Origin of the sequence: Ferrovibrio terrae (assembly GCF_943372915.1) — a bacterium.
GTDB lineage: Bacteria > Pseudomonadota > Alphaproteobacteria > Ferrovibrionales > Ferrovibrionaceae > Ferrovibrio > Ferrovibrio terrae_A.
This window is the reverse complement of record NZ_CALSAN010000010.1, coordinates 115,867-140,952: the sequence shown is the minus strand read 5'-3', so window position 1 is coordinate 140,952 and position 25,086 is coordinate 115,867. Positions and strand designations below refer to the sequence as shown.

Here is a 25,086-nt window from a genome sequence, read left to right as displayed (position 1 = left end):
AGTAACCCCTGCTCCACCATGCCTTTTACCGAGGGGGGCGCCGCTAGGGCGCTGAGATTCGGCCGGCAGTTTCATCTGATCCAAGGATGACCCTGCAACGCCGTGACCCTGAGAGCCAGCCCCGCATGGTGCTGGCCTGTGAACCTGATCCGGGTCATGCCGGCGGAGGGAACGGTCATACGGCGCTCGGCCTCTCAGTCCGGTGCCCGCATTCCGCGAACATCCACCACACCCGGATCTCCTGTCGTGATCGAGAAGGAGATCCCATGGACACGTTGAGCAACGCACCAAACTTTAAAATCACCACCGGCCCCCTGCCCGCGTCTATCAAACGCTACCAGCCCGGTAGCCTGTATCCAGGCATCCGCGTACCGCACCGCGAAATCTCCACGCATCCGTCTGCCAATGAGCCGCCCTTGCCGGTCTACGACACCTCCGGCCCATACACAGACGCAGAAACCGAGATCGATATCAATGCCGGCTTGCCACGCTGGCGCACACACCTGATCGCGGCGCGTGGCGATGTCGAAATCTACGATGGCCGTCGGGTGAAGCCGGAAGACAATGGCGGCACCGCCTCGGTACCGGCTTTCCCGCACCATCCGCACCCGCTGCGCGCCCGGGGCAATGCTGCCGTGACCCAGTATGAATACGCACGCCGCGGCATTGTCACAGCTGAAATGGAGTATGTGGCAATCCGCGAAAACGAGGCCCGCAGACAGCTGAGCAAACGTGATGGGGAAGATTTCGGGGCCGAGATTCCCGATTTCGTGACGCCGGACTTCGTGCGCGACGAGATCGCGCGCGGTCGTGCCATCATTCCCTGCAACATCAATCATCCGGAACTGGAACCGATGATCATCGGTCGCAATTTCCTGGTGAAGGTGAATGCCAATATCGGCAATTCCGCCGTCACCTCCTCGGTCGCCGAGGAGGTCGACAAGATGGTCTGGGCGATCCGTTGGGGCGCCGATACGGTGATGGATCTCTCCACCGGCCGCAACATCCACAATATCCGCGACTGGATCATCCGCAATTCGCCGGTGCCAATCGGCACGGTGCCGATTTACCAGGCGCTGGAGAAGGTCAACGGTCGCGCCGAGGACCTGACCTGGGAGATCTATCGCGACACCCTGATTGAGCAGGCAGAGCAGGGCGTGGACTATTTCACCATCCATGCCGGCGTGCGGCTCAGCTACATCCCGCTGACTGCCAGCCGGGTCACCGGCATCGTCTCGCGCGGCGGCTCGATCATGGCGAAATGGTGCCTGGCGCATCATGAGGAAAACTTCCTCTACACGCATTTCGCCGAGATCTGCGACATTATGCGCGCCTATGACATCAGCTTCTCGCTGGGCGACGGACTGCGGCCGGGTTCGACGGCAGATGCCAACGATGCGGCGCAGTTCGCCGAATTGGAAACCCTGGGCGAGCTGACCAAAATTGCCTGGGCCAAAGGCGTGCAGGTGATGATCGAGGGCCCGGGCCATGTCGCCATGCACAAGATCAAGGCCAATATGGACAAGCAGCTGAAAACCTGCGGCGAGGCCCCCTTCTATACGCTCGGGCCGCTCACCACCGATATCGCGCCGGGCTACGACCACATCACCAGCGGCATCGGCGCTGCGATGATCGGCTGGTATGGCTGCGCCATGCTCTGTTACGTGACGCCGAAGGAGCATCTCGGCCTGCCGGATCGCAATGATGTTAAGGTGGGCGTGGTGACATACCGGATTGCCGCCCATGCCGCCGATCTGGCCAAGGGCCATCCGGGCGCGGCGCGCCGGGATGACGCACTCAGCCGGGCGCGGTTCGAATTCCGCTGGGAGGACCAGTTCAACCTGGGCCTCGATCCCGAAACCGCGGCGCAGTTCCACGACCAGACCCTCCCTAAGGAAGCGCACAAGACCGCGCATTTCTGCTCGATGTGCGGGCCGAAATTCTGCTCGATGAAAATCAGCCAGGAGGTCCGCGACGCCGCCCGGATGCAGAATGACGTCGCCAGCCAGGGGATGACCGAGATGGCCGACCGGTTCCGCCGCGAGGGCGGCGAAATCTATCAGCCGGCAGAGTAACGTTGCAGTGCAAAAGCGGCAGCCGGGCCTTGTGAATCCGGCTGCCGCTGCTTACATCAGATAAACTCGGCATAAAAATCCGGCATCGCACAGGGTAGGGAAAACATGATCCGCAAGCGCACGTCTCTCTTGGTCGCCATCCTGGCCGCCAGCATCGTCCTCGCACCGGCCCTCGCCGCCGCCAAGGCCGGTCGGGGCGGCAGCGTGGGCAGCCGTGGCAGCCAGACCTACCAGTCGGCGCCGGCCACCCCGACCGCACCCTCCGCCGCCCCGGTCCAGCGCAGCGCCACCCCGCCCGCGACCACCCAGCCCGCCCCCGCGCAGGCTGCCCGCCCGGCCACGGCCGCCGCTCCGGCGGCGCAGCCCGCCGGCTTCTTCCAGCGCCCCTTCATGGCCGGCCTGATGGGCGGCATGATCGGCATGGGCATCGGCGGCCTGCTGTTCGGCGGCGGCCTGTTCGGTGAAGGCGGCCTTGGCGGACTCGGCTTCGGCGGCGTGATGGGCATGCTGCTGCAGTTCGCCCTGATCGGCGGCGCCATCTGGCTTGGCCTGCGCCTGTTCCGCAGCCTGCGCGGCCAGCAGCCCCAGCCGGCCGCTGCCGGCATCCCGGGCCAGTACAGCCGCAATGATTATGCCCCGGTCACCGATATTCCGCCCGCCCATGGTTCGACCCAGGCGCGCGTCGCCGACATGGCTCCATCGTCGGGCGGTTTTGGCCGTACCGCCGGCCTGCAGATCGGCGAAAGCGATTTCGAGGCCTTCCAGCAGACACTGGGCGAGATCCAGACTGCCTGGTCGAAGGGCGACCTTGAGGCGCTGCGGCTGCATGCCACGCCGGAGATGGTGGGCTATTTCGGCCGCGAGCTCTCGCTGCTGGCCAGCACCGGCCTGACCAACCATGTCGAGGACGTGACCCTCGAGCAGGGCGATCTGGCCGAAGCCTGGAGCGAGGATGGCATCGACTATGCCACCGTGGCGATGCGCTGGAGCGCGCTGGACTACACCACCCGCGCCGATGGCACGGTGGTCGAGGGCAGCAAGACCGAGCGCGGCATGAGCACCGAGGTCTGGACCTTCCTGCGCGCCAGCGGCAATGCCGGCAGCAAGTGGCTGCTCAGTGCCATCCAGCAGCCCGAGCTTTAATCGGTAGTGGCACCACCGGTCTTCGATGAGGCCTTCCGGGCCAGGCTGACCGAACTGATGGTGTGGCGGCGCGACGTGCGCCGCTTCCGCCGTGATCCCGTGCCACCGGCCCTGGTGGCCCGGCTGCTGGAAACCGCCGCCCTGGCGCCCAGCGTGGGCAACAGCCAGCCCTGGCGCTTCGTGCTGGTGGAGGATGCCGTCCGCCGCGCCAAGGTGGTGGCAAACTTTGAGCGTGCCAATGCCGAGGCACTCGGCGATTACAGCGGCGAGCAGGCCAGGCTTTATGCCTCGCTGAAGCTCGCCGGCCTGAAGGAAGCGCCGGTGCATCTGGCGGTCTTCTGCGACGAGGCTACCCTGCAGGGCCATGGGCTCGGCCGCCGCACCATGCCCGAGATGCTGGATTACTCGTCCGTCATGGCGGTCTACGGTTTCTGGCTGGCCGCGCGGGCTTACGGGCTTGGCGCCGGCTGGGTCTCGATCTTCGAGCCGGAAGCCCTGACCCACGAGCTGGAGGTCGAGCCAGACTGGAAGCTGGTGGCCTATCTCTGCGTCGGCTGGCCCGAGGACGAGCAGGCCGAGCCGGAGCTGCAGCGCGCCGGCTGGGAACACCGCCGCGATGTGGCCGAGCAGATCATCCGGCGGTGAGGATGCTATCGTCGCCGTATTCACCGCGCGATACCTTCACCACAATCTCATCGACATGACCGCATTCCAGATACTGATGATATCCGTCCGTCAGTTCTGACAATAATTCCCAGAAATGACGGGCCTGCTCTCGCGTCAGATACCATTGCAATTGCCCCGAGGCAGTTTCTCTCTGCATGCCCCGCGCCTGCTCCGACAGACACAGAGAAATACTTGTATCGCCATTCGCCGGCTTTTCATCAGGCAGGGAAAGGCTGGTATTGCTGGAGGCCTGAGAGAAGGCGAACAGCACGCCCCTGAGAGAAGCCAAACCAGCTTCGTCTACCAGCACCAACACTTGCTCATCCTGTCCCGTAACCACCAGACCATAGCGAAGCATTTTCGCTCCCCCAGTAACAGAAACGGCGCGGGTTTGATGCCGCGCCGTCTGCAAACTCTTATGAAATCCGGCCTTACGCCGCCGCGTCCAGCATGGCGGTGTATTTCTCGACGCGGGCATTGGCGCGCGTCTTGGCATGGTCATCCTTGGCGTCTTCGAAGTCTTCGCGGGCATCCTTCAGCGCCGCTTCGACCTTGGCACGGTCGATCTGCTTCACCGGCACGGCCTCTTCGGCCAGCACGGTCAGCTTGTCGTTCGCCATCTCGGCAAAGCCGCCGGCGACGAAGATGCGCTCGGTGACACTGCCGTTCACCGTCACTTCGATGACGCCATTGCGGATGGTGGAGATCAGCGGGCTGTGACCCGGCAGCACGCCGAAGTCGCCGGCCTCACCGGGCACCACCACCATCTCGGCATCGACCGCGAGAAGCAGCTTCTCGGGCGAGACCAGTTCGAACCTGACGCTTTCCGCCATGGTCTACTCCTCTGCAGCGAAGGGCTTAGGCCGCTTCGGCGGCCAGCTTCTTCGCCTTGGCAATCGCCTCGTCGATGGTGCCGACCATGTAGAAGGCCGACTCCGGCAGATGATCGTGCTTGCCTTCGACGATTTCCTTGAAGCCACGGATCGTCTCGGCCAGCGGCACCTGCACGCCCGGCGAACCGGTGAACACCTGGGCCACGTCGAAGGGCTGGCTCAGGAAGCGCTGGATCTTGCGGGCGCGGGCGACCGTCAGCTTGTCTTCTTCCGACAGTTCGTCCATGCCCAGGATGGCGATGATGTCCTGCAGCGACTTGTAGCTCTGCAGGATCGACTGCACGCGGCGCGCAATGTCGTAATGCTCGTCGCCGACGATGCGCGGATCGAGAATGCGCGAGGTCGAGTCGAGCGGATCCACCGCCGGATAGATGCCCAGCTCGGCGATCTGGCGCGACAGCACGGTGGTCGCGTCCAAGTGCGCGAACGAGGTGGCAGGCGCCGGATCGGTCAAGTCGTCGGCGGGCACGTAAATCGCCTGCACCGAGGTGATCGAGCCCTTATGGGTCGAGGTGATGCGCTCCTGCAGCATGCCCATGTCGGTGGCCAGCGTCGGCTGGTAACCCACCGCCGAAGGAATACGGCCGAGCAGCGCCGACATTTCCGAACCCGCCTGGGTGAAGCGGAAGATGTTGTCGACGAAGAACAGCACGTCCTGGCCTTCCTGGTCGCGGAAGTATTCCGCCAGCGTCAGGCCGGTCAGCGCCACGCGGGCACGCGCGCCCGGCGGCTCGTTCATCTGGCCATACACCAGGGCAACCTTCGAGCCCGGGCCGTCGGTCTTGATGACGCCCGATTCCATCATTTCGTGATAGAGATCGTTGCCTTCGCGGGTACGCTCGCCGACACCGGCGAACACCGAGTAGCCGCCATGGGTCTTCGCGATGTTGTTGATCAGCTCCATGATCAGCACGGTCTTGCCGACGCCGGCGCCGCCGAACAGGCCGATCTTGCCGCCCTTGGAATACGGCGCGAGCAGATCGACGACCTTGATACCGGTGACCAGCACCTTCTGTTCGGTCGACTGGTCGACATAGTCAGGGGCCGGCGCATGGATCGGTGCGGCCGACTTGGCGTTGATCGGGCCACGCTCGTCGATCGGCTGGCCGATCACGTTGATGATGCGGCCCAGCGTCTCCTGACCGACCGGCACCGAGATCGGGCTGCCGGTGTCGGTGACTTCCATGCCGCGGACCAGACCGTCGGTCGAGTCCATCGCGATGGTGCGGACGGTCTGTTCGCCCAGATGCTGCGCCACTTCGAGCACCAGATGGTTGCCCTGGTTGGTGCAATGCAAGGCGTTCAGGATCGCCGGCAGGTAACCGTCGAACTGCACGTCGACAACCGCGCCGATGACCTGGGTAATGCGACCCGTCTTGTTCGTAGCCATGATGCTGCTCCGCTCTCTCTTTTCCGTCTCGTCCAGCGCGCGGTCTTAGACCGCCTCGGCGCCGGAGATGATTTCGATAAGTTCTTTGGTGATCTGGGCCTGACGCGACCGGTTGTAGACGGTCGTGAGTTTCTTGATCATCTCGCCGGCATTGCGCGTCGCGTTGTCCATCGCGGACATGCGGGCGCCCTGCTCGGAAGCCGCATTCTCCAGCAGTGCACGGTAGACCTGCATCGACAGGTTCCGCGGCAGCAGTTGGTCGAGAATGGTTTCCTCGTCCGGCTCGAATTCGTAGATCCCGCCGGCCAGGTCCGGAGCGCCCGCCGCAGCGTTGGTGCCGGAAATCATGGCCGGGATCAGCTGCTGGGCCGTCGGGATCTGGCTGATCACCGATTTGAAGTTGTTGTAGAAGACATGCGCGACATCGAACTCGCCGGCATCGAACATCGCCAGCACACGATCGGCAATCTCCTGGGCTTCCGAGAAGCCGACCTTCTTGACCTTGGACAGGTCAACCGTGTCGGCGATCTTGGAGGCATGGTCGCGGCGCAGCTGGTCGCGGCCCTTCTTGCCAACGCAGAGGATCTTGACCGTCTTACCCTGAGCGGTCAGCTCCTCGATCTTGCGGCGTGCCAGCTTGACGATCGACGAGTTGAACGCACCGCACAGGCCGCGTTCGGCGGTGGCGACGATCAGGAGATGAACCTGATCCTTGCCGGTGCCGATCATCAGCTTCGGTGCGGTGTCGGAACCCGTCTGGGCCGCTGACAGCGAGGCCATGATGCTCGCCATGCGCTCAGCATAAGGACGCGCCGCTTCGGCGGCCTCCTGGGCGCGGCGCAGCTTGCTGGCTGCCACCATCTTCATCGCCTTCGTGATCTTCTGGGTCGATTTGACCGAGTTGATCCGAACGCGCAGTGACTTGAGGCTAGGCATGAAGCTCTACCCTTGGTTCAGGCGTTCAGGCGAAGGTCTTGGCGAGCTCTTCGAGCACGGCCTTCAGTTTGGCTTCCAGGTCCGGCGTCAGGGCCTGCTGCTCGCGGATCCCCGACAGGATATCCGGATGCTTGGACTTGATCGTGCTGAGCAGGGCCTGTTCGAAGCGGCCGACATTGCTGACCGGCAGCTTGTCGAGATGGCCCTTCACGCCGGCATAGATCGAGACGACCTGCTCTTCGACCGGCAGCGGCTGGTACTGGGCCTGCTTCAGCAGCTCGGTCAGGCGCGCGCCGCGGTTCAGCAGGCGCTGGGTCGCCGGATCGAGATCCGAACCGAACTGGGCGAAGGCCGCCATTTCGCGATACTGCGCGAGTTCCAGCTTGATCGAGCCGGCAACCTGCTTCATCGCCTTGATCTGCGCGGCCGAACCGACGCGGCTGACCGACAGACCGACGTTGATGGCCGGACGGATGCCCTTATAGAAGAGTTCGGTTTCCAGGAAGATCTGGCCGTCGGTGATCGAGATGACGTTGGTCGGGATGTAGGCCGACACGTCGCCCGCCTGGGTCTCGATGACCGGCAGCGCGGTGAGCGAGCCGGCGCCGTTCTTGTCCGACATCTTGGCGGCGCGCTCGAGCAGGCGCGAGTGGATGTAGAAAACGTCGCCCGGATAGGCTTCGCGACCCGGCGGGCGGCGCAGCAGCAGCGACATCTGGCGGTAGGCGACGGCCTGCTTGGACAGATCGTCATACACGATCACGGCATGCATGCCGTTGTCGCGGAAGAACTCGCCCATGGCGCAACCGGTATAGGGCGCCAGGAACTGCAGCGGCGCCGGCTCAGACGCGGTGGCGGCCACCACGATCGAGTATTCCATGGCGCCGGCTTCTTCCAGGGTCTTCACGACCTGGGCAACCGTCGAACGCTTCTGGCCGATGGCGACATAGATGCAGAACAGCTTCTTCTTGTCGTCGCCGGTGTTGGTGGCCTTCTGGTTCAGGATGGCGTCGATCGCCACGGCGGTCTTGCCGGTCTGGCGATCGCCGATGATCAGCTCGCGCTGGCCGCGGCCGACCGGAACCAGCGCGTCGAGCGCCTTCAGGCCGGTCTGCATCGGCTCATGCACCGACTTGCGCGGGATGATGCCCGGCGCCTTCACTTCCACGCGGGCGCGCTTGACGTCCTTGAGCGGACCCTTGCCGTCGATCGGGTTGCCCAGCGCGTCGACGACGCGGCCCAGCAGACCCTTGCCGACCGGAACGTCCACGATGGCGCCGGTCCGCTTGACGGTGTCGCCTTCCTTGATGCCGCGGTCGTCGCCGAAGATCACGACGCCGACATTGTCGGTTTCGAGATTCAGCGCCATGCCCTTCACGCCACCGGGGAACTCGACCATCTCACCGGCCTGGACCTTGTCGAGGCCATGGACGCGGGCGATGCCGTCGCCGATGGACAGAACCTGACCGACTTCCGAAACTTCGGCTTCGGCGCCGAAATTCTTGATCTGGCTCTTCAGGATTTCAGAAATCTCTGCGGCGCGGATATCCATCACGCAACACCTTTCATGGCGGACTTGAGACTATTGAGCTTGGTGAGGACCGACGCATCGATCATGCGCGATCCGAATTTCACGATCAGGCCGCCGATCAGCGAGGGATCGACCTTGGCGTTGATCACGACATTGCCGGCGGCGGCCGACGACAACGAAGACTTGATCTGGGCGAGCTGCGCATCGTTCAGCGGCACCGCCGAGATGACATCGGCAATGGCTTCGCCGCGATGATGGCTGAGCAGCTTCTTGAAGCCGGCAATCACATCGGCGAGCACGAACAGGCGACGGTTGGCGGCAGCGACGCCGAGAAAGCGACGGACCAGATCGCCCATGCCGGCCTTTTCGGCCACCGCGCCGATCGCCTTGGCCTGCTCTTCGCGGCTGAACACCGGCGAACGGACCAGACGGACGAGATCGGCGGAGTCGGCCAGCATGGCCGAGAGGGCATCGAGATCCTTGGCGACGGCATCGAGCTGGCCCGCGTCACGCGCCAGATCAAACAGCGCTGTCGCGTAGCGGCCGGCGATGCCGGTAACAAGAGAGGTTTCCTGAGCCACGAACGACCCTTCTGCTTCATGAACCGGAGCCGTCGATCGGGACTCGCCACCAGGATCTGGGGCCAGCCTCCCGACGCTCCACTTAAGACATTGACCGACTTAAGGAATTTACGGGGTGGCTATAGCTTTTTTACGGCCCCCCCGGCGCGAAAGCCGGGTTTACGTAGCATACGGGTCTGGGCGGCGCAACAGCGAGGCCCGCACTGCAACCTACGCCTTTTGCCGCAGTTCCCTGCGACGTCATGATCGGACGGTCTGGCGTGCGCTCCGCGCACGAATTCGCCGCTAAAAATCAGGGCGGCGGGGGTTCGCCCGGGTTCGTTGGGGTTCGCCCGGGTTCGCTGGGGTTCGCTGGAGTTCGCTGGAGTTCGCTGAGGTTCGCTCGGGTTCGCTGGGGTTCGCTGGGGTTCGCTGGGGTTCGGCGCTAAGGCCGTGACGACCCCTGGAGACCAGACATACCGGCAGCCGCAGTTCAGACTATCACGATATTAAGAACAAATAAAGAACATTCCAGCCGCGCAGCCGCGACGGCATTTTTCTTTTTTATTCAGGGGGGTGGAGGCGCCGACCGTCAGGTCCGGGCGCCAGCCTGGACCAGCAGCAGGCTGATGGCGCCCGCCGAGGTGCGGTTGGCGATGCTGAGCGATTCCATGGTGAGCTGCTGCGCCACCTGCCGCGACTGCAGGCTGGCGCTTTCGGCCGCCACATCGGCATCGATGAGCAGGCCGAGGCCCTGTTTCATTGCATCCACCAGATTGTCGACGAAGCCGCGCTGGGCCTCCATGGCGCGCTTCTGTGCCGATATCACCTGGCCGAGATCCATCAGCTGGGCCTCGAAACGCGCAAGCGAATCCTGCGCGGTAGCGACATCAGGCGGATTGCCGCCAATCGCCTCTGACACATCGGTGGCCGAGACCACCAGCACCGACGGCCCGAGGAATTCGTCCGCATCCAGGCTGAGGGAGTGGCTGACCGAATAGGACAGCTGCGTGCCCGAGATATCGGCGATGAAATCGATCGGCGCGTTCGTGGCATCGCCGCGCAGGATGTTGCGGCCATTGTAGGTGGCCTGGTCGATATAGGTGTTGACCTGTTCGATCAGGCGGGCCACGTCGCCGCGATAGGTGTCGAGCTGCGGCTGGGCCAGCGAGCCATCGCCCAGGCTGGCAATCTTGGCCTTGATATCGCCGACAATGCTGTAGATGCCGCTGATCGCCGCCAGCGTCACTTCACCCAGACCGATGCCGCCCGCAAGCGAGGATTGCACGGCAGCATAGGCCCGCACATTGGCGCGCACGCCCTGGGCAATGGAAAAGATCGCGCCATCGTCGCCGGCATCGTTTATGCGCAGGCCGGTCTGGATGCGTTTGGAAATGATGCCGAGGCCGGACTCTGTCGATCGCATGGTCGACAGTGCGGCATAGGCACTGGTGTTTGTATTCGCCGAAATCATGGCCCCGATCTCATTCTGGATCAGCGTCAACCGGTCGTCAGCTTCACGCGCTGTTAGGCTTAACGACACGCAGCCGAATACTTCGGAAGCGTAGAAATATTTAACCCTGATGGATGAACACCGACAAGTTGTTTCTGCGGTTTACAGGCTGAACCGAGCGAAATAGCCGGACATTAAGGTTAATGCGAATGGTTAACTTTAATGCTGCCAGTTCAGGCTTTGCTCAGTACCCGCTGCACCGCTTTCTGCCAGCCGGCATAGAGGCGCGCCCGGGTTTCTGCGGTCATGCGCGGTTCGAAGCGGCGTTCGCAATGCCAGCCATAGGCCACCGCATCGAGGCCGGCATAGAGCCCGACCGCAAGCCCGGCAAGATAGGCGGCGCCCAGCGCCGTGGTCTCGATCACCCGGGGCCGCTCGACGGCAACATCCAGCATGTCGGCGAGGAACTGGCAGAGCCAGTCATTCGCCACCATGCCGCCATCGACACGGATCGCGGTCGGCTTTGCCGCGCCATCGGCCTTCATCGCCGCGGTGAGATCGCGCGTCTGATAGGCAACCGCCTCGAGTGCGGCGCGGGCGATATGGGCACGGCCGGTATCGAGCGTGAGCCCGATCAGGGCGCCGCGTGCATCGGGGTCCCAGTAAGGCGCGCCGAGGCCGACAAAGGCCGGCACCAGATAGACACCATGGTTTTCCGGTATCCCCGCGGCCAGTGTTGCCGTCTCGGCCGCGCCGCCGACAATCTTCAGGCCGTCGCGCAGCCATTTCACCGCGGCACCGGCGACGAAGATCGAGCCTTCCAGTGCATAGGTGGTCTGGCCGTTCAGGCGGTAGGCCACCGTGGTGAGCAGACGGTGATCCGACAGCACCGGCCTTGATCCGATATTGACCAGCGCGAAACAGCCGGTGCCATAGGTGGATTTCATCATGCCGGGCTGGAAGCAGGCCTGGCCGAAGGCGGCCGCCTGCTGGTCGCCGGCAATGCCGGTGACCGGAATCGCATGGCCGAGGATATCGGCGGTGGTGACGCCAAACTCGCCGCTGCAATCCAGCACGCGCGGCAGCATGGCGCGCGGCACATCAAAGGCCTTGAGCAGCGTGTCGTCCCAGTCCTGCGCGGTGATATCGAACAGCATGGTGCGCGAGGCATTGGTGGCATCGGTGGCATGGGTTGCGCCACCGGTCAGGCGGAACAGCAGGAAGCTGTCGATGGTGCCAAAGCACAGCTCGCCTTTTTCAGCACGGGCCCGCGCACCGGGCACATGGTCGAGCAGCCAGGCAATCTTGGTGGCGGAGAAATAGCTGTCGATCAGCAGGCCGGTTTTGCGCTGCACCACACTGCCGATGCCGTCGGCCAGCTTCTGCCGGCAGATATCGGCGGTGCGACGATCCTGCCAGACGATGGCGCGATGGATCGGCCGGCCGCCGGCGCGCTCCCAGACCACGGTGGTCTCGCGCTGATTGGTGATGCCGATGGCCGCGATATCGCCACCACGCAGGCCGGCCTTCGCCACCGCCTCGCGCATCAGGCTCTGCACATCGCGCCAGATATCCTCGGCATCATGCTCGACCCAGCCATCGGCCGGATAATGCTGGGTCAGCTCCTTCTGCGCGGTGGCAACCGGCAGGCCGGAGGCATCGAAGACAATGGCACGGCTGGAGGTGGTGCCCTGGTCGATGGCAAGGATGTATTTGGCCATGGCCTGCTTTTGCGTCGCCGCTATTCGGCGGCTGCGGCGCAGCCCTCGGCCTTGAAGACGCGCTTCTGCGAGGCCGGGTATTTCGCCAGCATGGCCGCCGGCCGCACCGGGCGCGTTACCAGATTGCCGCGGCAGTTCGGGCAGGTTCCGTTCAGCGTGCCCTCTGCACAGGCCCGGCAGAAGGTGCATTCAAAGGTGCAGATCATGGCATCGGATGCATCAGGTGCCAGGTCACGGTTGCAGCATTCGCAGTTCGGACGCAGTTCGAGCATCTCAGCTTCCTTTCGCGATGGAGACGGCCTTTTTGGCCAGCGCGGTGATGCCGGCCCAATCGGCCTTCTGCAGCAGGTCTTTCGGCGCCAGCCAGGAACCGCCGGCAGCAAACACATTGGGCAGAACAGTATAGCTGCGCAGGTTGGCTTCGGTGATGCCGCCGGTGGGGCAGAATTTCATCTCCGGGAACGGCCCGCTCAGGCTTTTCAGCGCGGCGACGCCGCCGCTGCTCTCGGCGGGGAAGAACTTGGCGCGGGTGAAGCCCTGCTCCATCGCGCGCATGATCTCCGACGCCGTGGCCACCGCCGGCAGATAGGGCAGGCCGGTATCCTTGGCGGTGAAATACAGCGCATCGGTGGCGCCGGGCGAGATGACGAAGCGCGCGCCGGCCAGCTGGGCGGCGGCGAACTGTGCCGGATTGAGCACCGTGCCGGCACCGACGACGGCATCCGGCACCTCGGCAGCGATGCGTTTGATCGCCTCCAGAGCCGCATTGGAGCGCAGGGTGATTTCCAGCACACTGAGGCCGCCCGCCACCAGGGCACGGGCCAGCGGCACGGCATGGGCCGCATCTTCCACCACCAGCACCGGGATCACCGGGCTGCGGGTCAGAATGGCATCCAGCGCTGCGGTACGCTCGGCGGTCTTTTCACTCACCTTGTCCGGCATGTGTCCTCCCTGTTTTATGGAAGGATACGCGCGGGACGGCGCCGGCTTCAAGCCATCCGGATCAGGCCTGTCAGGTCAGGCAGCCCGGGTCAGACCCGCAATCCGTCAGACCTGCTCTTTCAGCTTGCCGCGGTGATAGCGCCGAATCACGGTATCGTCCGGCGGGAAATATTCCGGCTGCAAGGATGTCAGCTGCGCCTGGATACACTGCCACAGGCCGTTCTCCTGCACATACGTATCGGTGTAGAAGGTCATGCCGGATTTGGCCACGCCATCCTTGCGCCGCGTGTAGCAGGTGGTGGCGCTGACAAGGGCTGTATCGCCGAAAATCTCGATCCGTTCGTCGCGGTAATCCCAGTAGGTGATTACGTCCGGATCGAAGCCGGTCGCCCAGTAGGCCAGGTAATCGGCACGATACATGCGGCTGCCATCGGGCATGATGCAGACGAAGCGCGGGTGAATGATGGCCGAATGCGACACCACATCATTGGTGACGAAATTATGGATGAAGGTGGCGTTCAGCCGGCGCAGTGCAGCCAGAGAGCTCATCGGCGGCGCATTCATCGGCTGATTGTTGGCGAGCTGGATATTCATGGACATGGCACCCCTCTGGTTCATGAGAGGTCTGTGTCGCGCATTGCCGTGCCTTCAGGCAATTACGTGCGGCGTCAATTCAGGGCAGGTCAGTCGAACAGCGAAAGCTCTGGCTGCGCCGCCAGCGCACGCGCCAGCGCCGCGGTCATGGCATCGGCGGGGAAGAAACATTCGATCTTGATCTGCTGCAGCGTGACATCGCGCGGCATGGCGAAGGTGGTGAGCGTGACGAAGAAGGACAGCTCATGCCGGCCGATGCGCAGATGCATCGGCACCATCGGATGATCGGCTTTCGGCGCTGCAAATGCCGCCGGCATATCGGGGTAGTACAGCAGCTCGTCGCGCAGCCTTGCCGCTGTCTGGCTCAGGCCCTGGGTGGCCTCGCGATGCAGCACCTGCAGATAGGCGGCGACGAAGTCCGCCCAGTTCGGCATGAACGGCCGCATGCCGCCGGGATGACACATGACATGCATGGCATTATGGGCGAGCCGCTCCGGGACATCGTAATGCGGGCGCAGCGCGCCGAGGATGCGGCCGGCGGCGGCGTTGCGCTGGCGCACCTCCCAGGCCTCGTCGACCACCAGAGCGGGGAATGGCTCCTGCTGTGCCAGCATGGCGTCCAGCGCCTGCTGCACCGAGGCGAGTTCGGGCGCATCGAGGCCGGTTTCGTGAAACAGTGGCGCGAAGCCGGCGGCAACCAGCAGGGCATTCTGCCCGGCGAGCGGGATATCGAGCACCTGGGCCAGCAGCACGACCATCTCGCGGCTCGGCTGTGAGCGGCCCTTTTCCAGGAAGCAGAGATGGCGCGCGGAGATGCCGGCTTCGGTGGCCAGACCCAGCTGGCTCATGCGCCGTTCACTGCGCCAGTGGCGCAGCAGGTCGGGGAATTGCGGGCGGGCCTGCCGCGCTGGTGCGAAAGCCATCATGCCGTTCATGGCCTGGAGCTTACGCCCGGGCGGTAAAGCCGACAATTACCTCTGAGGTCAATCAGGTGGTGGGGCGCCCTCGAACCGGGGGTCAGGTCCATAGGCATTCTGGCCACGAGTGCCCGGAATCACAAACAAGGCCAGCCAAAAGGCGGTGCCGAGGAAAGGAATCAAAATCAGCAGCGCAGCCCAGCCGGTCCAGCCGATATCGTGGCAGCGCCGTGCCACCACGGTGAGGCCTAGAAGAGTAAGCAGCAGGCCGATGGCTCCGGCGACGATCTCGTAGAGCCACGATTCTTCCAGAGTATCGACCAGTCCCGGCAGCAGTGTCCCAAGAATGTAGAGCAGAATGAACAGCAGCAGGAGCAGCAGAAGCATCGCCAGATGGAAGGCAAAATACGGCTGTCGCGCCATGCGACGGCGTGGATCGAGGGCTGGAGGCAGCCGGTCGAGCATGGCCTATTCCTTCAGCCCACCACTTTTCAGGATGAAATCGGCGATCTCGGCGACGCCCTGCTCCGCCTTCAGGTTGGCGAAGATGAAGGGCCGGGCGCCACGCATCTTCCTGGAATCACGGTCCATCACCTCCAGCGAGGCGCCGACCAGCGGGGCGAGATCGATCTTGTTGATCACCAGCAGATCCGAGCGCGTGATACCAGGTCCGCCCTTGCGCGGAATCTTGTCGCCGGCCGAAACGTCGATCACATAGATGGTGATATCGGCGAGTTCCGGCGAGAAGGTGGCGGCCAGGTTGTCGCCACCGGATTCGACGAAGATCACATCGAGGCCAGGGAAGCGCTTCTGCATGTCGGCGACCGCGGCGAGGTTGATCGAGGCATCCTCGCGGATCGCCGTATGCGGGCAGCCGCCGGTCTCGACGCCGGCGATACGGGTCGGATCGAGCGCGCCGGCCCGGGTGAGGAATTCGGCATCTTCCTTGGTGTAGATGTCGTTGGTGACGACGGCAATGTTCCAATCGTCGCGTAAGTATCGGCAGAGCCGTTCGACCAGCGCGGTCTTGCCCGAGCCGACCGGGCCGCCGATACCGACGCGCAGGGGATTGCTGCTGGGGGGATTCGCACTCATGAGCGGAACAGCCTCGTATACTGGGTTTCGTGCATCATAGACATAAGATCGACCATCGGCGAGGCCGTGCCGCAATCCTCCAGCGCACAGGCGCGTGCGCAGGGCACCACGCTGTCCACCACCGGCATCAGCTGGCTGAGCGCACGCTGGCCATCAGTCTGGCCGAGCGGGATCAGGCGCACGGCGGCCGAGACCAGGTTGGCGGCAAAGGCATGCAGATAGGCAGCCAGTACGGCCTCGATCGCCAGGCCATGATCGGCAGCGGCGACCCCGACCGCGATACACAGCGGCACCGGCTTGTCGCTGCGGATGGCCGCCAGGGCATCGAGTCTGGATGGCCCGCTGTCTTTCCGGTCCCAGGCGGTGCGGGTGACACTGAGGTAGGAACCGCCCTGCTGGCAGCTTTCCAGCGCCATTTCGGCACTGCCGCGCCAGGCAGCTGCCAGATCGGCCAGGTCATCGAGCCGGGCGGTGTCTTCGGCGGCGGCATACGCCTCTTTCAGCAGCACGGCATCGACCCAGCCGGCGCCATGGCGCAGGATATGGCCGATCCACTGGACGAGGGTGGCAAGATCGGTGACCCGGCCGCTTTCGACTGCGAATTCGATGCCATGGCTGTAGGAAAAGGCGCCGATCGGGTAGCTCGGCGAGAACCAGGCCAGCAGGCGGTAGAGATCGCGCGTCGTGCTGCTACTCACATCCACCCCGTATTGATCATATGCCTGCCAAACTCCGAATCTTGTGCCAATTTCCCACACCTGCGCGGCGCGTGCTAGACTGCCCCGCTATTGTTTTTTCCAGGTTCGCCTGCAAAAATGAGCAAATCTTCAATCCAGCTCTCGCTCCATGAAACCGTTTGCTTCGATCCAAGGCGTCGCTCAGCGCCTACTTCTGCTTGGCGCCGCGGCGACCGTGCTGACCATGCTGTACGCCCTCGGCAATCGTTGGGGCAGTCTGCAGGATGCGGCAGCCTGGACAGAGGCAGCGCTGTATTACTTGCTGCCCCTGCTGGCAATCGCGGTGATTCTGGCGCTCTGCGCCCTGCATCCGCGCATCGATCAGCTATTCTGCCTGCTCATGCTGGTGGCCGGCTATATTGGCCTGCTGGCCAGCGAGATCTATCTGCAGAATTTCGAATTCGACCGCAATGCCAAGATCGTGGATGCGGCACGCAATCTGGGCTATCCGCTCGATACCCGCAGCAAGGCTGAGGTGGTGGCGGATCTGCGCCGCGAGGGCAAAGACGCGGTGCCGTTCATCCGCATGATCAGCGATGCCAGACTGCTGCCGATCGGCACGGTGCCCGGCGCCACCGTCGTGACCTGCAACGAATTCGGCCCCTGGCTAGTGGTGCAGGCCGACCGACACGGCTTCAACAATCCTGACGCGGTATGGGACGAAACCGAACCCTATGATGCCGTCATCGTCGGCGATTCCTACACCTTCGGAGAATGCGACGCCGTGACCGGCGGGTTTGCCGCCATCCTGCGCCAGCAGGGCCTGCGGGTGCTCAACATCGGTATCGGCGGCAACGAGCCCCTGCTCAACCTGGCAAGTATCGTCGAATACGCCAGCAACAAGCGGGCCCGCTATGTATTCTGGATGCACTTCGCCGGCAACGACCTGAGCGGCCTGATGCAGTTGAAGGCGATGCCGCTGCCGATCCGATATGTCGAGCAGCCGGACTACCGCCAGAACCTGGCCGGCCGTAGCGCCGAGATCGGCACTGCTCTGCGCAAGCTGGAAGACGAAGCCTATCCGCCGGCACCAGCCAAGCGGAATTTTAGCCGCTACATCACCCAGCCGAAATTCCTGCTGCGCAGCCTGCGACTCTATGCCCTGCGGAGCGCCTTCGGTCTGGCCCGCAACACGGTGGAGGATACCGATTTTCCGCTGTTCCAGCGCAGTCTGGAGCGCGCACGCGACACCGTGCGTACCATGGGGGCGGAACTGGTGATTGTTAACATTCCTGCCGTCCAGCAGATCGGTAAAAGCGGCGACGACGCGCTGGAGCGTGAAACCCGCGCCCGGGTAGCGGCCGCCGGACTGCGCTATCTGGATCTGAAGCCGGAATTCCAGAAAACCCCAGATTACAGAGCCCTGTATGCCTTTGGCAGCGGCGGCGGGCATTTCACGCCGGCAGGCAACCGCCTGACCGCCGAGATCCTGTCATCGGTTGTGCAGCGCTAGTTTTCGGTGCTATCAACGCCCCCGACAGCCGGCATCGCCGGAAAGGTAGGCAACGTGGGCAAAGAGCGGCAATTCGGTATTCTTCTGGGCGTGGTGTTCGCCGGCTTCGGCCTCCTGCCGCTGCTGCACGGCGCTGCGCCGGTGCTGTGGTGCCTGGTTGTCGCCGGTCTGCTGCTGCTCATCGCCCTGGCGCTGCCGGCCCTACTGCGCTGGCCGCTTGCCGGCTGGATGAAATTGGGCGGCCTGCTGCACCATGTCACCTCGCCGCTGCTGATGGGCCTGATCTTCTTCGGCCTGTTCCTGCCGGCCAACCTGGTGATGCGGCTGCTCGGGAAGCTCCCGATCAAGATGGGTTTCGACCACAAGGCGACGACCTACTGGATTGCCCGTGAACAGCCAGCACCTGCCAAAGATTCAATGAAATTCGGATTTTGATCGCATGGAATTTCTCGCCGAATTCTGGTCCTACATCCGCACCCGCAAGAAGTATTGGCTGGCGCCGCTGCTGCTGATTTGCCTGATCTTCGGCGGCCTGATCATCGCGGCCAAAGGCAGCGTCGTGGCGCCGTTCATCTACGCCCTGTTCTGATCCGGCATGTATATCCTGGGCCTTTCTGCGTTCTACCATGACAGCGCGGCCGCGTTGCTGCATGACGGCCGCATTGTCGCCGCCGCCCAGGAAGAGCGTTTCACCCGCAAGAAGCATGACTCAGGGTTTCCTGGCCATGCCGTGCGTTATTGCCTGGCCGAAGCCGGCATTACGCCCGATCAGATCGATCATGTCGCCTTCTACGACAAGCCGTTCTTGAAATTCGAACGCCTGATCGAAACCTATCTGGCTTTCGCGCCACGCGGCTTCAGCTCGTTCCGCCAAGCGATGCCGCTGTGGCTGGGCGAGAAATTCTTCCAGCGCCGCCTGCTCGACGCCGAACTGAAGGCGATCGGGCCCGACGTGGAATGGCGCAAGAAGCTGCTGTTCTCCGAACACCATTACAGCCACGCCGCCAGCGCCTATTTCCCCTCGCCCTTTGAAGATGCCGCTGTGCTGACCATGGACGGCGTCGGCGAATGGACCACCTCCTCGCTGGCTTATGGCCGCGGCAGCGACCTGCATATCATCAAGGAAATCCACTTCCCGCATTCTCTCGGGCTGCTGTATTCCGCCTTCACCTATTACACCGGCTTCAAGGTCAATTCCGGCGAATACAAGGTGATGGGTCTGGCGCCCTATGGTGAGCCGAAATACGCCAAGCTGATCCGTGATCACCTGATCGACATCAAGGACGATGGCTCGTTCCGGCTCGACATGCGGTATTTCAACTACTGTACCGGCCTGACCATGACCAATGCGCGCTTCGATGCGCTGTTCGGCGGCCCGCCGCGCAAGCCGGAAGAGCGGCTCGACCAGCGCCATATGGACCTCGCCGCCTCGATCCAGGCGGTGACCGAAGAGGTTGTGCTAAAACTGGCGCGCAACGTGCAGCGTGAGACCGGCGCCAAGAATCTTTGCCTGGCCGGCGGCGTTGCACTCAATTGCGTCGCCAACGGCCTGCTGGCACGCGAGGGGGTGTTCGAGAATATCTGGGTACAGCCGGCGGCAGGTGATGCCGGTGGATCGGTGGGCGCCGCGCTTGCCGCTTGGCACCAGCATTACGGCAAGCCGCGGCTGCCGCTGAGTGGCCGCGACCATATTGTCGGCAGCTATCTGGGCCCCAGCTATGCACAGGACGACATCGAAACCCGCCTGCGCAATGCCGGCGCCATCTTCACCACACCCGACGATGACAGCCTGTTCAGCACGGTGGCGGCTGACCTCGCCGACGGCAAGGCCGTGGGCTGGTTCCAGGGTCGCATGGAATTCGGCCCGCGCGCATTGGGCAACCGCTCGATCCTGGGTGATCCGCGTTCGCCTGCGATGCAGAAGACCCTCAATCTGAAAGTGAAGTATCGCGAAAGCTTCCGCCCGTTCGCTCCGGCAGTGCTGCGCGAGGATCTGTCCGACTGGTTCGAGTTCGGAGAAGATTCGCCCTACATGCTGATGGTAGCGCCGATCCGAAAGGAACGCCGGCGCCAGATGACCGCCGCCGAGGAGCAGTTGTTCGGCATCGACAAGCTGAACGTACCGCGGTCCGACATACCAGCCGTTACCCATGTCGACTATTCAGCACGGCTGCAAACCGTGCATGCAGACACCAATCCGCGCTTCCACCGCCTGATCTCGGCCTTCAAGGCCGCCACCGGCTGTCCAGTGCTGGTCAACACCAGCTTCAACGTGCGTGGCGAGCCGATCGTCTGCACCCCGGAAGACGCCTTCCGCTGCTTCATGGGCTCGGAGATCGAGGTGCTGGTGGTGGGCAATTGCCTGTTGCGCAAGGAAGTTCAGAATCCGGCCCTGAGGCTGGATTACAAGAACAACTTCGAACTCGACTGATCCACCACCCGTTTCCGCCGATCAGTGATGGTGCCCGTGGTCGTCATCATCATGATGGTGGTGATGACCATGCGCATGTTCATGCCCATGGCCATGAACACGTTCGCCGCCCTTGCCGTAGCGCGAGCCGAGGCCATAGGGATGTGACGGATCGTGGTTATGCTGGCCGTAGGCACCGCCCTCGGGATCGAAGGGCGCGTTGACGGCCGCCACGCTGGCGCCGAGGCCTTTCAGCATATCGACAATGACATGGTCGTCGCGGATCAGGATGCGGTCGCCACGGATTTCGGCCGGCAGATGACGGTTGCCCAGATGCCAGGCCAGTCGCGCCAGCAATTCGGGCGTCGGCGCCGAGACCTCGATCAACTGCTCGGGTGCGGCCTGCACCTCGATATAGCCGGCGCCGTTGTCGAGCTGCAGCCCGTCGCCATGGCGCAGCACGGTGGCCTCGGCCAGATCGAGCAGGAAGGCGCTGCCATCATCGGCGGTGAGCCGGATGCGGCGGCGATGGCGGTCATGATGCGCCAGCGTCACCGTGGCGCGGCGTTCGGAGGCGGGCCAGCGGCCCGCAGGAATCACGGCGGCGGCGCGCAACATCGCTCAGAACAGGAAATAGCGCTGCGCCATCGGCAACACCTTGGCCGGCTCACAGGTCAGCAGCTGGCCATCGGCGCGCACCACATAGGTCTCGGTATCAACCTCGATCTTGGGCATGTAGTTGTTGTGGATCATGTCCTTCTTGGTCACCTTGCGCGTGCCCTTCACCGCCACCAGCGGACGCTGCAGGCCGAACTTGCCCGCGATATCGTTTTGCAACCCGGCCTCGCTGACGAACAGCAGGCTGGACTGGATCGAATTGCGGCCGAAAGCGGCAAACATCGGACGGTAATGCACCGGCTGCGGTGTCGGGATCGAGGCATTGGGATCGCCCATCGGCGCCGCGGCAATGCTGCCGCCCTTCAGCACCATGTCCGGCTTGACGCCGAAGAAGGCCGGCGACCAGATCACCAGATCGGCGAACTTGCCGACCTCGACCGAGCCGATCTCATGCGCCACGCCATGGCTGAGCGCCGGATTGATGGTGTATTTGGCGACATAGCGCTTGGCGCGCATGTTGTCGTTGTCGCCGGTTTCCTGCGGCAGCCGGCCGCGCTGCTTCTTCATCTTGTCCGCCGTCTGCCAGGTGCGGATGATGACTTCACCCACACGACCCATGGCCTGGCTGTCGGACGACATCATCGAGAAGGCACCGAGATCGTGCAGGATGTCTTCCGCCGCAATCGTCTCGCGCCGGATGCGGCTGTCGGCAAAGGCGACGTCTTCCGGAATCCGCGCATCGAGATGATGACAGACCATCAGCATGTCGAGATGCTCGTCCACGGTGTTGATCGTGTAGGGCATGGTCGGGTTGGTGGAGCTGGGCAGCACATTGGCCAGGCCGGCCACCTTGATGATGTCGGGCGCATGGCCGCCGCCCGCGCCCTCGGTGTGGAAGGCATGGATGGTGCGGTGCTTGAAAGCGGCAATCGTGTCTTCGACGAAGCCGCTTTCGTTCAGCGTGTCGGTGTGGATCGCCACCTGGATGTCATACTGCTCGGCCACAGTCAGGCAGTTGTCGATGGCGGCCGGCGTGGTGCCCCAGTCTTCATGTAATTTAAGGCCGCAGGCGCCGGCGGCGATCTGCTCGACCAGGCCTTCGGGGCGCGAGGCATTGCCCTTGCCGAGGAAGCCGATATTCATCGGGAAGGCTTCGGCGGCCTGCATCATGCGCATCATGTGCCAGGGGCCGGGCGTGCAGGTGGTGGCGGACGTGCCGGCCGCCGGGCCGGTGCCGCCGCCCATCATGGTGGTGACGCCGGAATAGAGCGCTTCCTCGATCTGCTGCGGGCAGATGAAATGGATATGCGCGTCAAACCCGCCAGCCGTAATGATCTTGCCCTCGCCGGCAATCGCCTCGGTGCCCGGGCCAATGATGATGTCGATACCCGACTGGATATCGGGATTGCCGGCCTTACCGATGGCATGGATGCGGCCGTTCTTCAGACCGATATCGGCCTTGACGATACCCCAGTGATCCAGGATCAGCGCGTTGGTGATCACGGTGTCGACGGCGCCGGCCGCGTTGGTGATCTGGCTCTGGCCCATGCCGTCGCGGATCACCTTGCCGCCGCCGAATTTCACTTCTTCGCCATAGAGCGGCGTGTTGGCGGAATAACCGCCTTCACCCGCTTTGGCCGTCGGCGGGCTGGCGGTGAAGTCCTTCTCGACCTCGATGATGATGTCGGTATCGGCCAGCCGCACCTTGTCGCCCACGGTGGGGCCATACATGCCGGCATAGGCCTTGCGGGGAATGCGGTTTGCCATCTCTACATCCCCTCTTACAGCTTGCCCATGATGTCGGCGCGGAAGCCATAGACCTCACGCTTGCCGGCATAGGATACCAGATTGACGGTCCGCGTTTGCCCGGGTTCAAAACGAACAGCGGTGCCGGCGGGAATATCCAGCCGCATGCCACGCGCCTTGGCGCGATCAAATTTCAGCGCCGGATTGGTCTCGAAGAAATGGTAGTGGCTGCCGACCTGGATCGGCCGGTCGCCGGTATTGGCGATCTCCAGCGTGATGGTGGGCCGGCCGGCATTGAGTTCGATCTCGCCGTCGCCTGTGATGATTTCACCGGGAATCATGGACACCCCTCAGCGGATCGGGTTATGGACGGTCACCAGCTTGGTGCCGTCCGGGAAGGTGGCCTCGACCTGGATTTCGTGGATCATCTCGGCCACACCCTCCATCACCTGCGCCCGGGTGATGACAGTGCCGCCATCGCGCATCAACTCGGCCACCGAGCGGCCGTCGCGGGCGCCTTCGACCACATAGTCGGTGATCAGCGCAATCGCCTCCGGGTGATTGAGCTTGACCCCGCGCTCAAGCCGGCGGCGGGCGACCACGGCCGCCATGGCGACCAGCAACTTGTCCTTCTCGCGGGGCGTCAAATTCATGCCGCCACCCCTCCCCTGCTGAAACGAACCGAATGTCAGACGGTAAGATAGCGGCGGACGTCGTCGGCATCCAGCCGGGAAGCGTCGCCTTCGACCACAACCTCGCCCCGCTGCAGCAGGATGAAGTTGTCGGCCAGCGCCCGGGCGAAGTCGAAATACTGCTCGACCAGCACAATCGCCATGGTGCCCCGGTTGGCCAGTTCGCGGATCACCCGGCCGATATCCTTGATGATGGACGGCTGGATGCCCTCGGTGGGTTCGTCCAGCAGCAGCAGCCTGGGACGCGTGACCAGGGCCCGCGCAATCGCCAGCTGCTGCTGCTGTCCCCCCGAAAGGTCGCCGCCGCGCCGGTTGCGCATCTCATGCAGCACCGGGAACAGCGCAAAAATCTCGTCCTCGATCCGGCGTTCGCCCCGGGGCAACGGCGCCATGCCAGTTTCCAGGTTTTCATAGACGGTCAGACGCGGGAAAATCTCGCGGCCCTGCGGCACCATGGCGATGCCGCGCCGGGCCCGCTCATGCGGTTTCAGCCCGATGATATCCTGGCCTTCCCACATGATCCTGCCGGAGCGCACGCTCTGCAGCCCGACGAGCGCCCGCATCAGCGAGGTCTTGCCGACGCCATTGCGTCCCAGCACGCAGGTGATCTTGCCCGGTGCGGCCGTGACACCCACATCGCGCAGGGCATGGCTGGCACCGTAATAGAGATTGAGGTTTTCCGCCTGCAGCATATCTCTCAGCGCCCCAGATAGACTTCGATGACGCGCGGATCGTTCTGCACATGGTCGACCGTGCCTTCGGACAGCACGCTGCCCTCATGCAGCACAGTGACCTTGGCGCCGAGATCGCGCACGAATTCCATATCGTGCTCCACCACCACCAGGGTGCGTTCGCCCTTCAGCGTCAGGATCAACTCGGCGGTCTGCTTGGTTTCGGCGTCGGTCATGCCCGCCACCGGCTCGTCCAGCAGGATCAGCTGAGTGTCCTGCACCAGCAGCATGCCGATTTCGAGCCACTGCTTCTGGCCATGGCTGAGCGCACCGGCCGAATCGCGGATCTTGGTCTCAAGCCCGACCGTATGCAGCGCCCAGGCGATGCGGTCCAGCGCTTCGGAATTCAGCCGGCCGAGCAGGGTTTTCCAGGCGCCACGGGCGGATTTCAGCGCCAGTTCGAAATTCTCGAACACGGTGAGATTCTCGAACACTGTGGGTTTCTGGAATTTGCGGCCAATTCCCAGATTGGCGATTTCGACCTCATCCAGCTTGGTGAGGTCGACGCGGCCGGCAAACATCACTTCGCCCGAGTCAGGCTTCGTCTTGCCGGTGATGATATCCATCATCGTGGTCTTGCCCGCACCATTGGGGCCGATGATGGTACGCAGTTCGCCGGGAGCGACCATCAGCGCGAGGTTGTTGATCGCCTTGAAACCATCGAAAGCAACCGACACGCCATCAAGATAAAGCTGGGTGTCGGAGACACGCACCTTGTTGACAATCTCAGGCGACATGCCGGCGGTGGCCGGCTGGACCAGTGGCGAGGGCGGTGGCGTAGCC

The 25,086-nt window shown here is 63.6% G+C and carries 28 protein-coding genes and 1 riboswitch; of the genes, 7 read left to right on the top strand and 21 right to left on the bottom strand.

Going from position 1 to position 25,086, the window contains the following annotated elements:
* Positions 1-21 precede the first annotated feature (21 nt).
* A riboswitch (TPP riboswitch) is annotated at positions 22-189 on the top strand.
* Between the two features lie 77 nt (positions 190-266).
* The 3 genes from thiC (at position 267) to bluB (ending at position 3,863) form a co-directional block, all read left to right on the top strand.
* Positions 267-2,075: a phosphomethylpyrimidine synthase ThiC gene (gene thiC / locus AAG821_RS09460; protein ID WP_341909939.1), complete on the top strand. Its 1,809-nt coding sequence runs from the start codon at positions 267-269 to the stop codon at positions 2,073-2,075.
* A 105-nt stretch (positions 2,076-2,180) separates the two neighbouring features.
* Positions 2,181-3,218 carry a TIM44-like domain-containing protein gene (locus AAG821_RS09455; RefSeq protein WP_341909941.1) on the top strand — a complete coding sequence of 346 codons (1,038 nt, stop codon included), beginning with the start codon at positions 2,181-2,183 and terminating at the stop codon, positions 3,216-3,218.
* 6 nt (positions 3,219-3,224) lie between these two features.
* Positions 3,225-3,863 carry a 5,6-dimethylbenzimidazole synthase gene (bluB, locus tag AAG821_RS09450; protein ID WP_341909943.1) on the top strand — a complete coding sequence of 213 codons (639 nt, stop codon included), beginning with the start codon at positions 3,225-3,227 and terminating at the stop codon, positions 3,861-3,863.
* Here the strand turns inward: bluB and AAG821_RS09445 are convergent.
* From AAG821_RS09445 to AAG821_RS09375, 15 genes are all read right to left on the bottom strand, one after another.
* Positions 3,850-4,242 (bottom strand): hypothetical protein, encoded by a 393-nt coding sequence (locus AAG821_RS09445; protein WP_341909945.1) that lies wholly within the window; start codon positions 4,240-4,242, stop codon positions 3,850-3,852. The genes bluB and AAG821_RS09445 overlap by 14 nt on opposite strands.
* A 73-nt stretch (positions 4,243-4,315) precedes the next feature.
* Positions 4,316-4,717 (bottom strand): F0F1 ATP synthase subunit epsilon, encoded by a 402-nt coding sequence (locus tag AAG821_RS09440; protein WP_341909946.1) that lies wholly within the window; start codon positions 4,715-4,717, stop codon positions 4,316-4,318.
* Between the two features lie 25 nt (positions 4,718-4,742).
* Complete coding sequence (gene atpD, locus AAG821_RS09435; protein ID WP_341909948.1) at positions 4,743-6,167, bottom strand: F0F1 ATP synthase subunit beta; 1,425 nt, start codon at positions 6,165-6,167, stop codon at positions 4,743-4,745.
* 45 nt (positions 6,168-6,212) lie between these two features.
* Entirely contained in the window at positions 6,213-7,103 is an 891-nt protein-coding gene (locus AAG821_RS09430; protein ID WP_341909950.1) for a F0F1 ATP synthase subunit gamma, read from the bottom strand.
* A gap of 25 nt (positions 7,104-7,128) precedes the next feature.
* On the bottom strand, positions 7,129-8,655 hold the full coding sequence (atpA, locus tag AAG821_RS09425) for a F0F1 ATP synthase subunit alpha (protein WP_341909952.1): 1,527 nt from the start codon (positions 8,653-8,655) through the stop codon (positions 7,129-7,131).
* Positions 8,655-9,215: a F0F1 ATP synthase subunit delta gene (locus tag AAG821_RS09420; protein WP_341909954.1), complete on the bottom strand. Its 561-nt coding sequence runs from the start codon at positions 9,213-9,215 to the stop codon at positions 8,655-8,657. The genes atpA and AAG821_RS09420 overlap by 1 nt, the downstream gene beginning before the upstream one ends.
* Before the next feature lie 571 nt (positions 9,216-9,786).
* Positions 9,787-10,668 (bottom strand): hypothetical protein, encoded by an 882-nt coding sequence (locus AAG821_RS09415; protein ID WP_341909956.1) that lies wholly within the window; start codon positions 10,666-10,668, stop codon positions 9,787-9,789.
* 212 nt (positions 10,669-10,880) lie between these two features.
* The gene (gene glpK / locus AAG821_RS09410; protein ID WP_341909958.1) at positions 10,881-12,368 is read right to left on the bottom strand and encodes a glycerol kinase GlpK; all 1,488 of its coding nucleotides are present in this window, start codon (positions 12,366-12,368) and stop codon (positions 10,881-10,883) included.
* A gap of 20 nt (positions 12,369-12,388) precedes the next feature.
* Positions 12,389-12,640 (bottom strand): DUF1272 domain-containing protein, encoded by a 252-nt coding sequence (locus tag AAG821_RS09405; protein ID WP_341909960.1) that lies wholly within the window; start codon positions 12,638-12,640, stop codon positions 12,389-12,391.
* A 1-nt stretch (position 12,641) separates the two neighbouring features.
* Entirely contained in the window at positions 12,642-13,310 is a 669-nt protein-coding gene (locus tag AAG821_RS09400; RefSeq protein ID WP_341909962.1) for a bifunctional 4-hydroxy-2-oxoglutarate aldolase/2-dehydro-3-deoxy-phosphogluconate aldolase, read from the bottom strand.
* Between the two features lie 105 nt (positions 13,311-13,415).
* The gene (locus AAG821_RS09395; protein WP_341909964.1) at positions 13,416-13,910 is read right to left on the bottom strand and encodes a nuclear transport factor 2 family protein; all 495 of its coding nucleotides are present in this window, start codon (positions 13,908-13,910) and stop codon (positions 13,416-13,418) included.
* Positions 13,911-13,993: 83 nt separating this feature from the next.
* Positions 13,994-14,827 carry a helix-turn-helix transcriptional regulator gene (locus AAG821_RS09390; RefSeq protein WP_341916253.1) on the bottom strand — a complete coding sequence of 278 codons (834 nt, stop codon included), beginning with the start codon at positions 14,825-14,827 and terminating at the stop codon, positions 13,994-13,996.
* Between the two features lie 60 nt (positions 14,828-14,887).
* Positions 14,888-15,286 carry a DUF805 domain-containing protein gene (locus AAG821_RS09385; RefSeq protein ID WP_341909968.1) on the bottom strand — a complete coding sequence of 133 codons (399 nt, stop codon included), beginning with the start codon at positions 15,284-15,286 and terminating at the stop codon, positions 14,888-14,890.
* Positions 15,287-15,289: 3 nt separating this feature from the next.
* On the bottom strand, positions 15,290-15,916 hold the full coding sequence (gene ureG / locus AAG821_RS09380; protein ID WP_341909971.1) for an urease accessory protein UreG: 627 nt from the start codon (positions 15,914-15,916) through the stop codon (positions 15,290-15,292).
* On the bottom strand, positions 15,913-16,614 hold the full coding sequence (locus AAG821_RS09375; protein ID WP_341909972.1) for an urease accessory protein UreF: 702 nt from the start codon (positions 16,612-16,614) through the stop codon (positions 15,913-15,915). The genes ureG and AAG821_RS09375 overlap by 4 nt, the downstream gene beginning before the upstream one ends.
* Positions 16,615-16,762: 148 nt before the next feature.
* Here AAG821_RS09375 and AAG821_RS09370 point away from each other — a divergent pair, with 148 nt between their 5' ends.
* The 4 genes from AAG821_RS09370 to AAG821_RS09355 are packed head-to-tail and all read left to right on the top strand — an operon-like array spanning position 16,763 to position 20,537.
* Positions 16,763-18,106 (top strand): hypothetical protein, encoded by a 1,344-nt coding sequence (locus tag AAG821_RS09370; protein WP_341909974.1) that lies wholly within the window; start codon positions 16,763-16,765, stop codon positions 18,104-18,106.
* Between the two features lie 54 nt (positions 18,107-18,160).
* Positions 18,161-18,541: an SxtJ family membrane protein gene (locus AAG821_RS09365; protein ID WP_341909976.1), complete on the top strand. Its 381-nt coding sequence runs from the start codon at positions 18,161-18,163 to the stop codon at positions 18,539-18,541.
* A gap of 4 nt (positions 18,542-18,545) precedes the next feature.
* Positions 18,546-18,695, top strand: coding sequence for a DUF5989 family protein (locus AAG821_RS09360; RefSeq protein ID WP_341909978.1), 150 nt, complete (start codon positions 18,546-18,548; stop codon positions 18,693-18,695).
* 6 nt (positions 18,696-18,701) lie between these two features.
* Complete coding sequence (locus AAG821_RS09355) at positions 18,702-20,537, top strand: carbamoyltransferase (RefSeq protein ID WP_341909979.1); 1,836 nt, start codon at positions 18,702-18,704, stop codon at positions 20,535-20,537.
* Between the two features lie 21 nt (positions 20,538-20,558).
* On the opposite strand, the gene AAG821_RS09350 is transcribed toward AAG821_RS09355, so the two are convergent.
* From AAG821_RS09350 to urtD, 6 genes are read right to left on the bottom strand one after another with little or no spacing between them, the layout of a single operon-like run.
* Entirely contained in the window at positions 20,559-21,134 is a 576-nt protein-coding gene (locus tag AAG821_RS09350) for an urease accessory protein UreE (RefSeq protein WP_341909981.1), read from the bottom strand.
* 3 nt (positions 21,135-21,137) lie between these two features.
* A complete protein-coding gene (gene ureC / locus AAG821_RS09345) occupies positions 21,138-22,901 on the bottom strand; it encodes an urease subunit alpha (RefSeq protein ID WP_341909983.1) in 1,764 nt (587 codons plus the stop codon).
* Between the two features lie 14 nt (positions 22,902-22,915).
* Entirely contained in the window at positions 22,916-23,221 is a 306-nt protein-coding gene (locus tag AAG821_RS09340; protein ID WP_341909984.1) for an urease subunit beta, read from the bottom strand.
* A gap of 9 nt (positions 23,222-23,230) precedes the next feature.
* Entirely contained in the window at positions 23,231-23,533 is a 303-nt protein-coding gene (locus tag AAG821_RS09335) for an urease subunit gamma (protein ID WP_341894484.1), read from the bottom strand.
* Between the two features lie 35 nt (positions 23,534-23,568).
* Complete coding sequence (urtE, locus tag AAG821_RS09330; RefSeq protein ID WP_341909986.1) at positions 23,569-24,264, bottom strand: urea ABC transporter ATP-binding subunit UrtE; 696 nt, start codon at positions 24,262-24,264, stop codon at positions 23,569-23,571.
* 5 nt (positions 24,265-24,269) lie between these two features.
* Complete coding sequence (urtD, locus tag AAG821_RS09325; RefSeq protein WP_341910088.1) at positions 24,270-25,040, bottom strand: urea ABC transporter ATP-binding protein UrtD; 771 nt, start codon at positions 25,038-25,040, stop codon at positions 24,270-24,272.
* Between the last annotated feature and the right edge of the window lie 46 nt (positions 25,041-25,086).

Bases quoted from the DNA above. Each gene is read 5' to 3' on its own strand.
- thiC (WP_341909939.1), top strand. From the start codon at position 267: ATGGACACGTTGAGCAACGCACCAAACTTTAAAATCACCACCGGCCCC.
- AAG821_RS09455 (WP_341909941.1), top strand. From the start codon at position 2,181: ATGATCCGCAAGCGCACGTCTCTCTTGGTCGCCATCCTGGCCGCCAGC.
- AAG821_RS09445 (WP_341909945.1), bottom strand. From the start codon at position 4,242: ATGCTTCGCTATGGTCTGGTGGTTACGGGACAGGATGAGCAAGTGTTG.
- AAG821_RS09440 (WP_341909946.1), bottom strand. From the start codon at position 4,717: ATGGCGGAAAGCGTCAGGTTCGAACTGGTCTCGCCCGAGAAGCTGCTT.
- atpD (WP_341909948.1), bottom strand. From the start codon at position 6,167: ATGGCTACGAACAAGACGGGTCGCATTACCCAGGTCATCGGCGCGGTT.
- AAG821_RS09430 (WP_341909950.1), bottom strand. From the start codon at position 7,103: ATGCCTAGCCTCAAGTCACTGCGCGTTCGGATCAACTCGGTCAAATCG.
- atpA (WP_341909952.1), bottom strand. From the start codon at position 8,655: ATGGATATCCGCGCCGCAGAGATTTCTGAAATCCTGAAGAGCCAGATC.
- AAG821_RS09415 (WP_341909956.1), bottom strand. From the start codon at position 10,668: ATGATTTCGGCGAATACAAACACCAGTGCCTATGCCGCACTGTCGACC.
- glpK (WP_341909958.1), bottom strand. From the start codon at position 12,368: ATGGCCAAATACATCCTTGCCATCGACCAGGGCACCACCTCCAGCCGT.
- AAG821_RS09405 (WP_341909960.1), bottom strand. From the start codon at position 12,640: ATGCTCGAACTGCGTCCGAACTGCGAATGCTGCAACCGTGACCTGGCA.
- AAG821_RS09400 (WP_341909962.1), bottom strand. From the start codon at position 13,310: ATGCCGGACAAGGTGAGTGAAAAGACCGCCGAGCGTACCGCAGCGCTG.
- AAG821_RS09395 (WP_341909964.1), bottom strand. From the start codon at position 13,910: ATGTCCATGAATATCCAGCTCGCCAACAATCAGCCGATGAATGCGCCG.
- AAG821_RS09390 (WP_341916253.1), bottom strand. From the start codon at position 14,827: ATGGCTTTCGCACCAGCGCGGCAGGCCCGCCCGCAATTCCCCGACCTG.
- AAG821_RS09385 (WP_341909968.1), bottom strand. From the start codon at position 15,286: ATGCTCGACCGGCTGCCTCCAGCCCTCGATCCACGCCGTCGCATGGCG.
- ureG (WP_341909971.1), bottom strand. From the start codon at position 15,916: ATGAGTGCGAATCCCCCCAGCAGCAATCCCCTGCGCGTCGGTATCGGC.
- AAG821_RS09370 (WP_341909974.1), top strand. From the start codon at position 16,763: ATGAAACCGTTTGCTTCGATCCAAGGCGTCGCTCAGCGCCTACTTCTG.
- AAG821_RS09360 (WP_341909978.1), top strand. From the start codon at position 18,546: ATGGAATTTCTCGCCGAATTCTGGTCCTACATCCGCACCCGCAAGAAG.
- AAG821_RS09355 (WP_341909979.1), top strand. From the start codon at position 18,702: ATGTATATCCTGGGCCTTTCTGCGTTCTACCATGACAGCGCGGCCGCG.
- AAG821_RS09350 (WP_341909981.1), bottom strand. From the start codon at position 21,134: ATGTTGCGCGCCGCCGCCGTGATTCCTGCGGGCCGCTGGCCCGCCTCC.
- ureC (WP_341909983.1), bottom strand. From the start codon at position 22,901: ATGGCAAACCGCATTCCCCGCAAGGCCTATGCCGGCATGTATGGCCCC.
- AAG821_RS09340 (WP_341909984.1), bottom strand. From the start codon at position 23,221: ATGATTCCCGGTGAAATCATCACAGGCGACGGCGAGATCGAACTCAAT.
- AAG821_RS09335 (WP_341894484.1), bottom strand. From the start codon at position 23,533: ATGAATTTGACGCCCCGCGAGAAGGACAAGTTGCTGGTCGCCATGGCG.
- urtE (WP_341909986.1), bottom strand. From the start codon at position 24,264: ATGCTGCAGGCGGAAAACCTCAATCTCTATTACGGTGCCAGCCATGCC.
- urtD (WP_341910088.1), bottom strand. From the start codon at position 25,040: ATGTCGCCTGAGATTGTCAACAAGGTGCGTGTCTCCGACACCCAGCTT.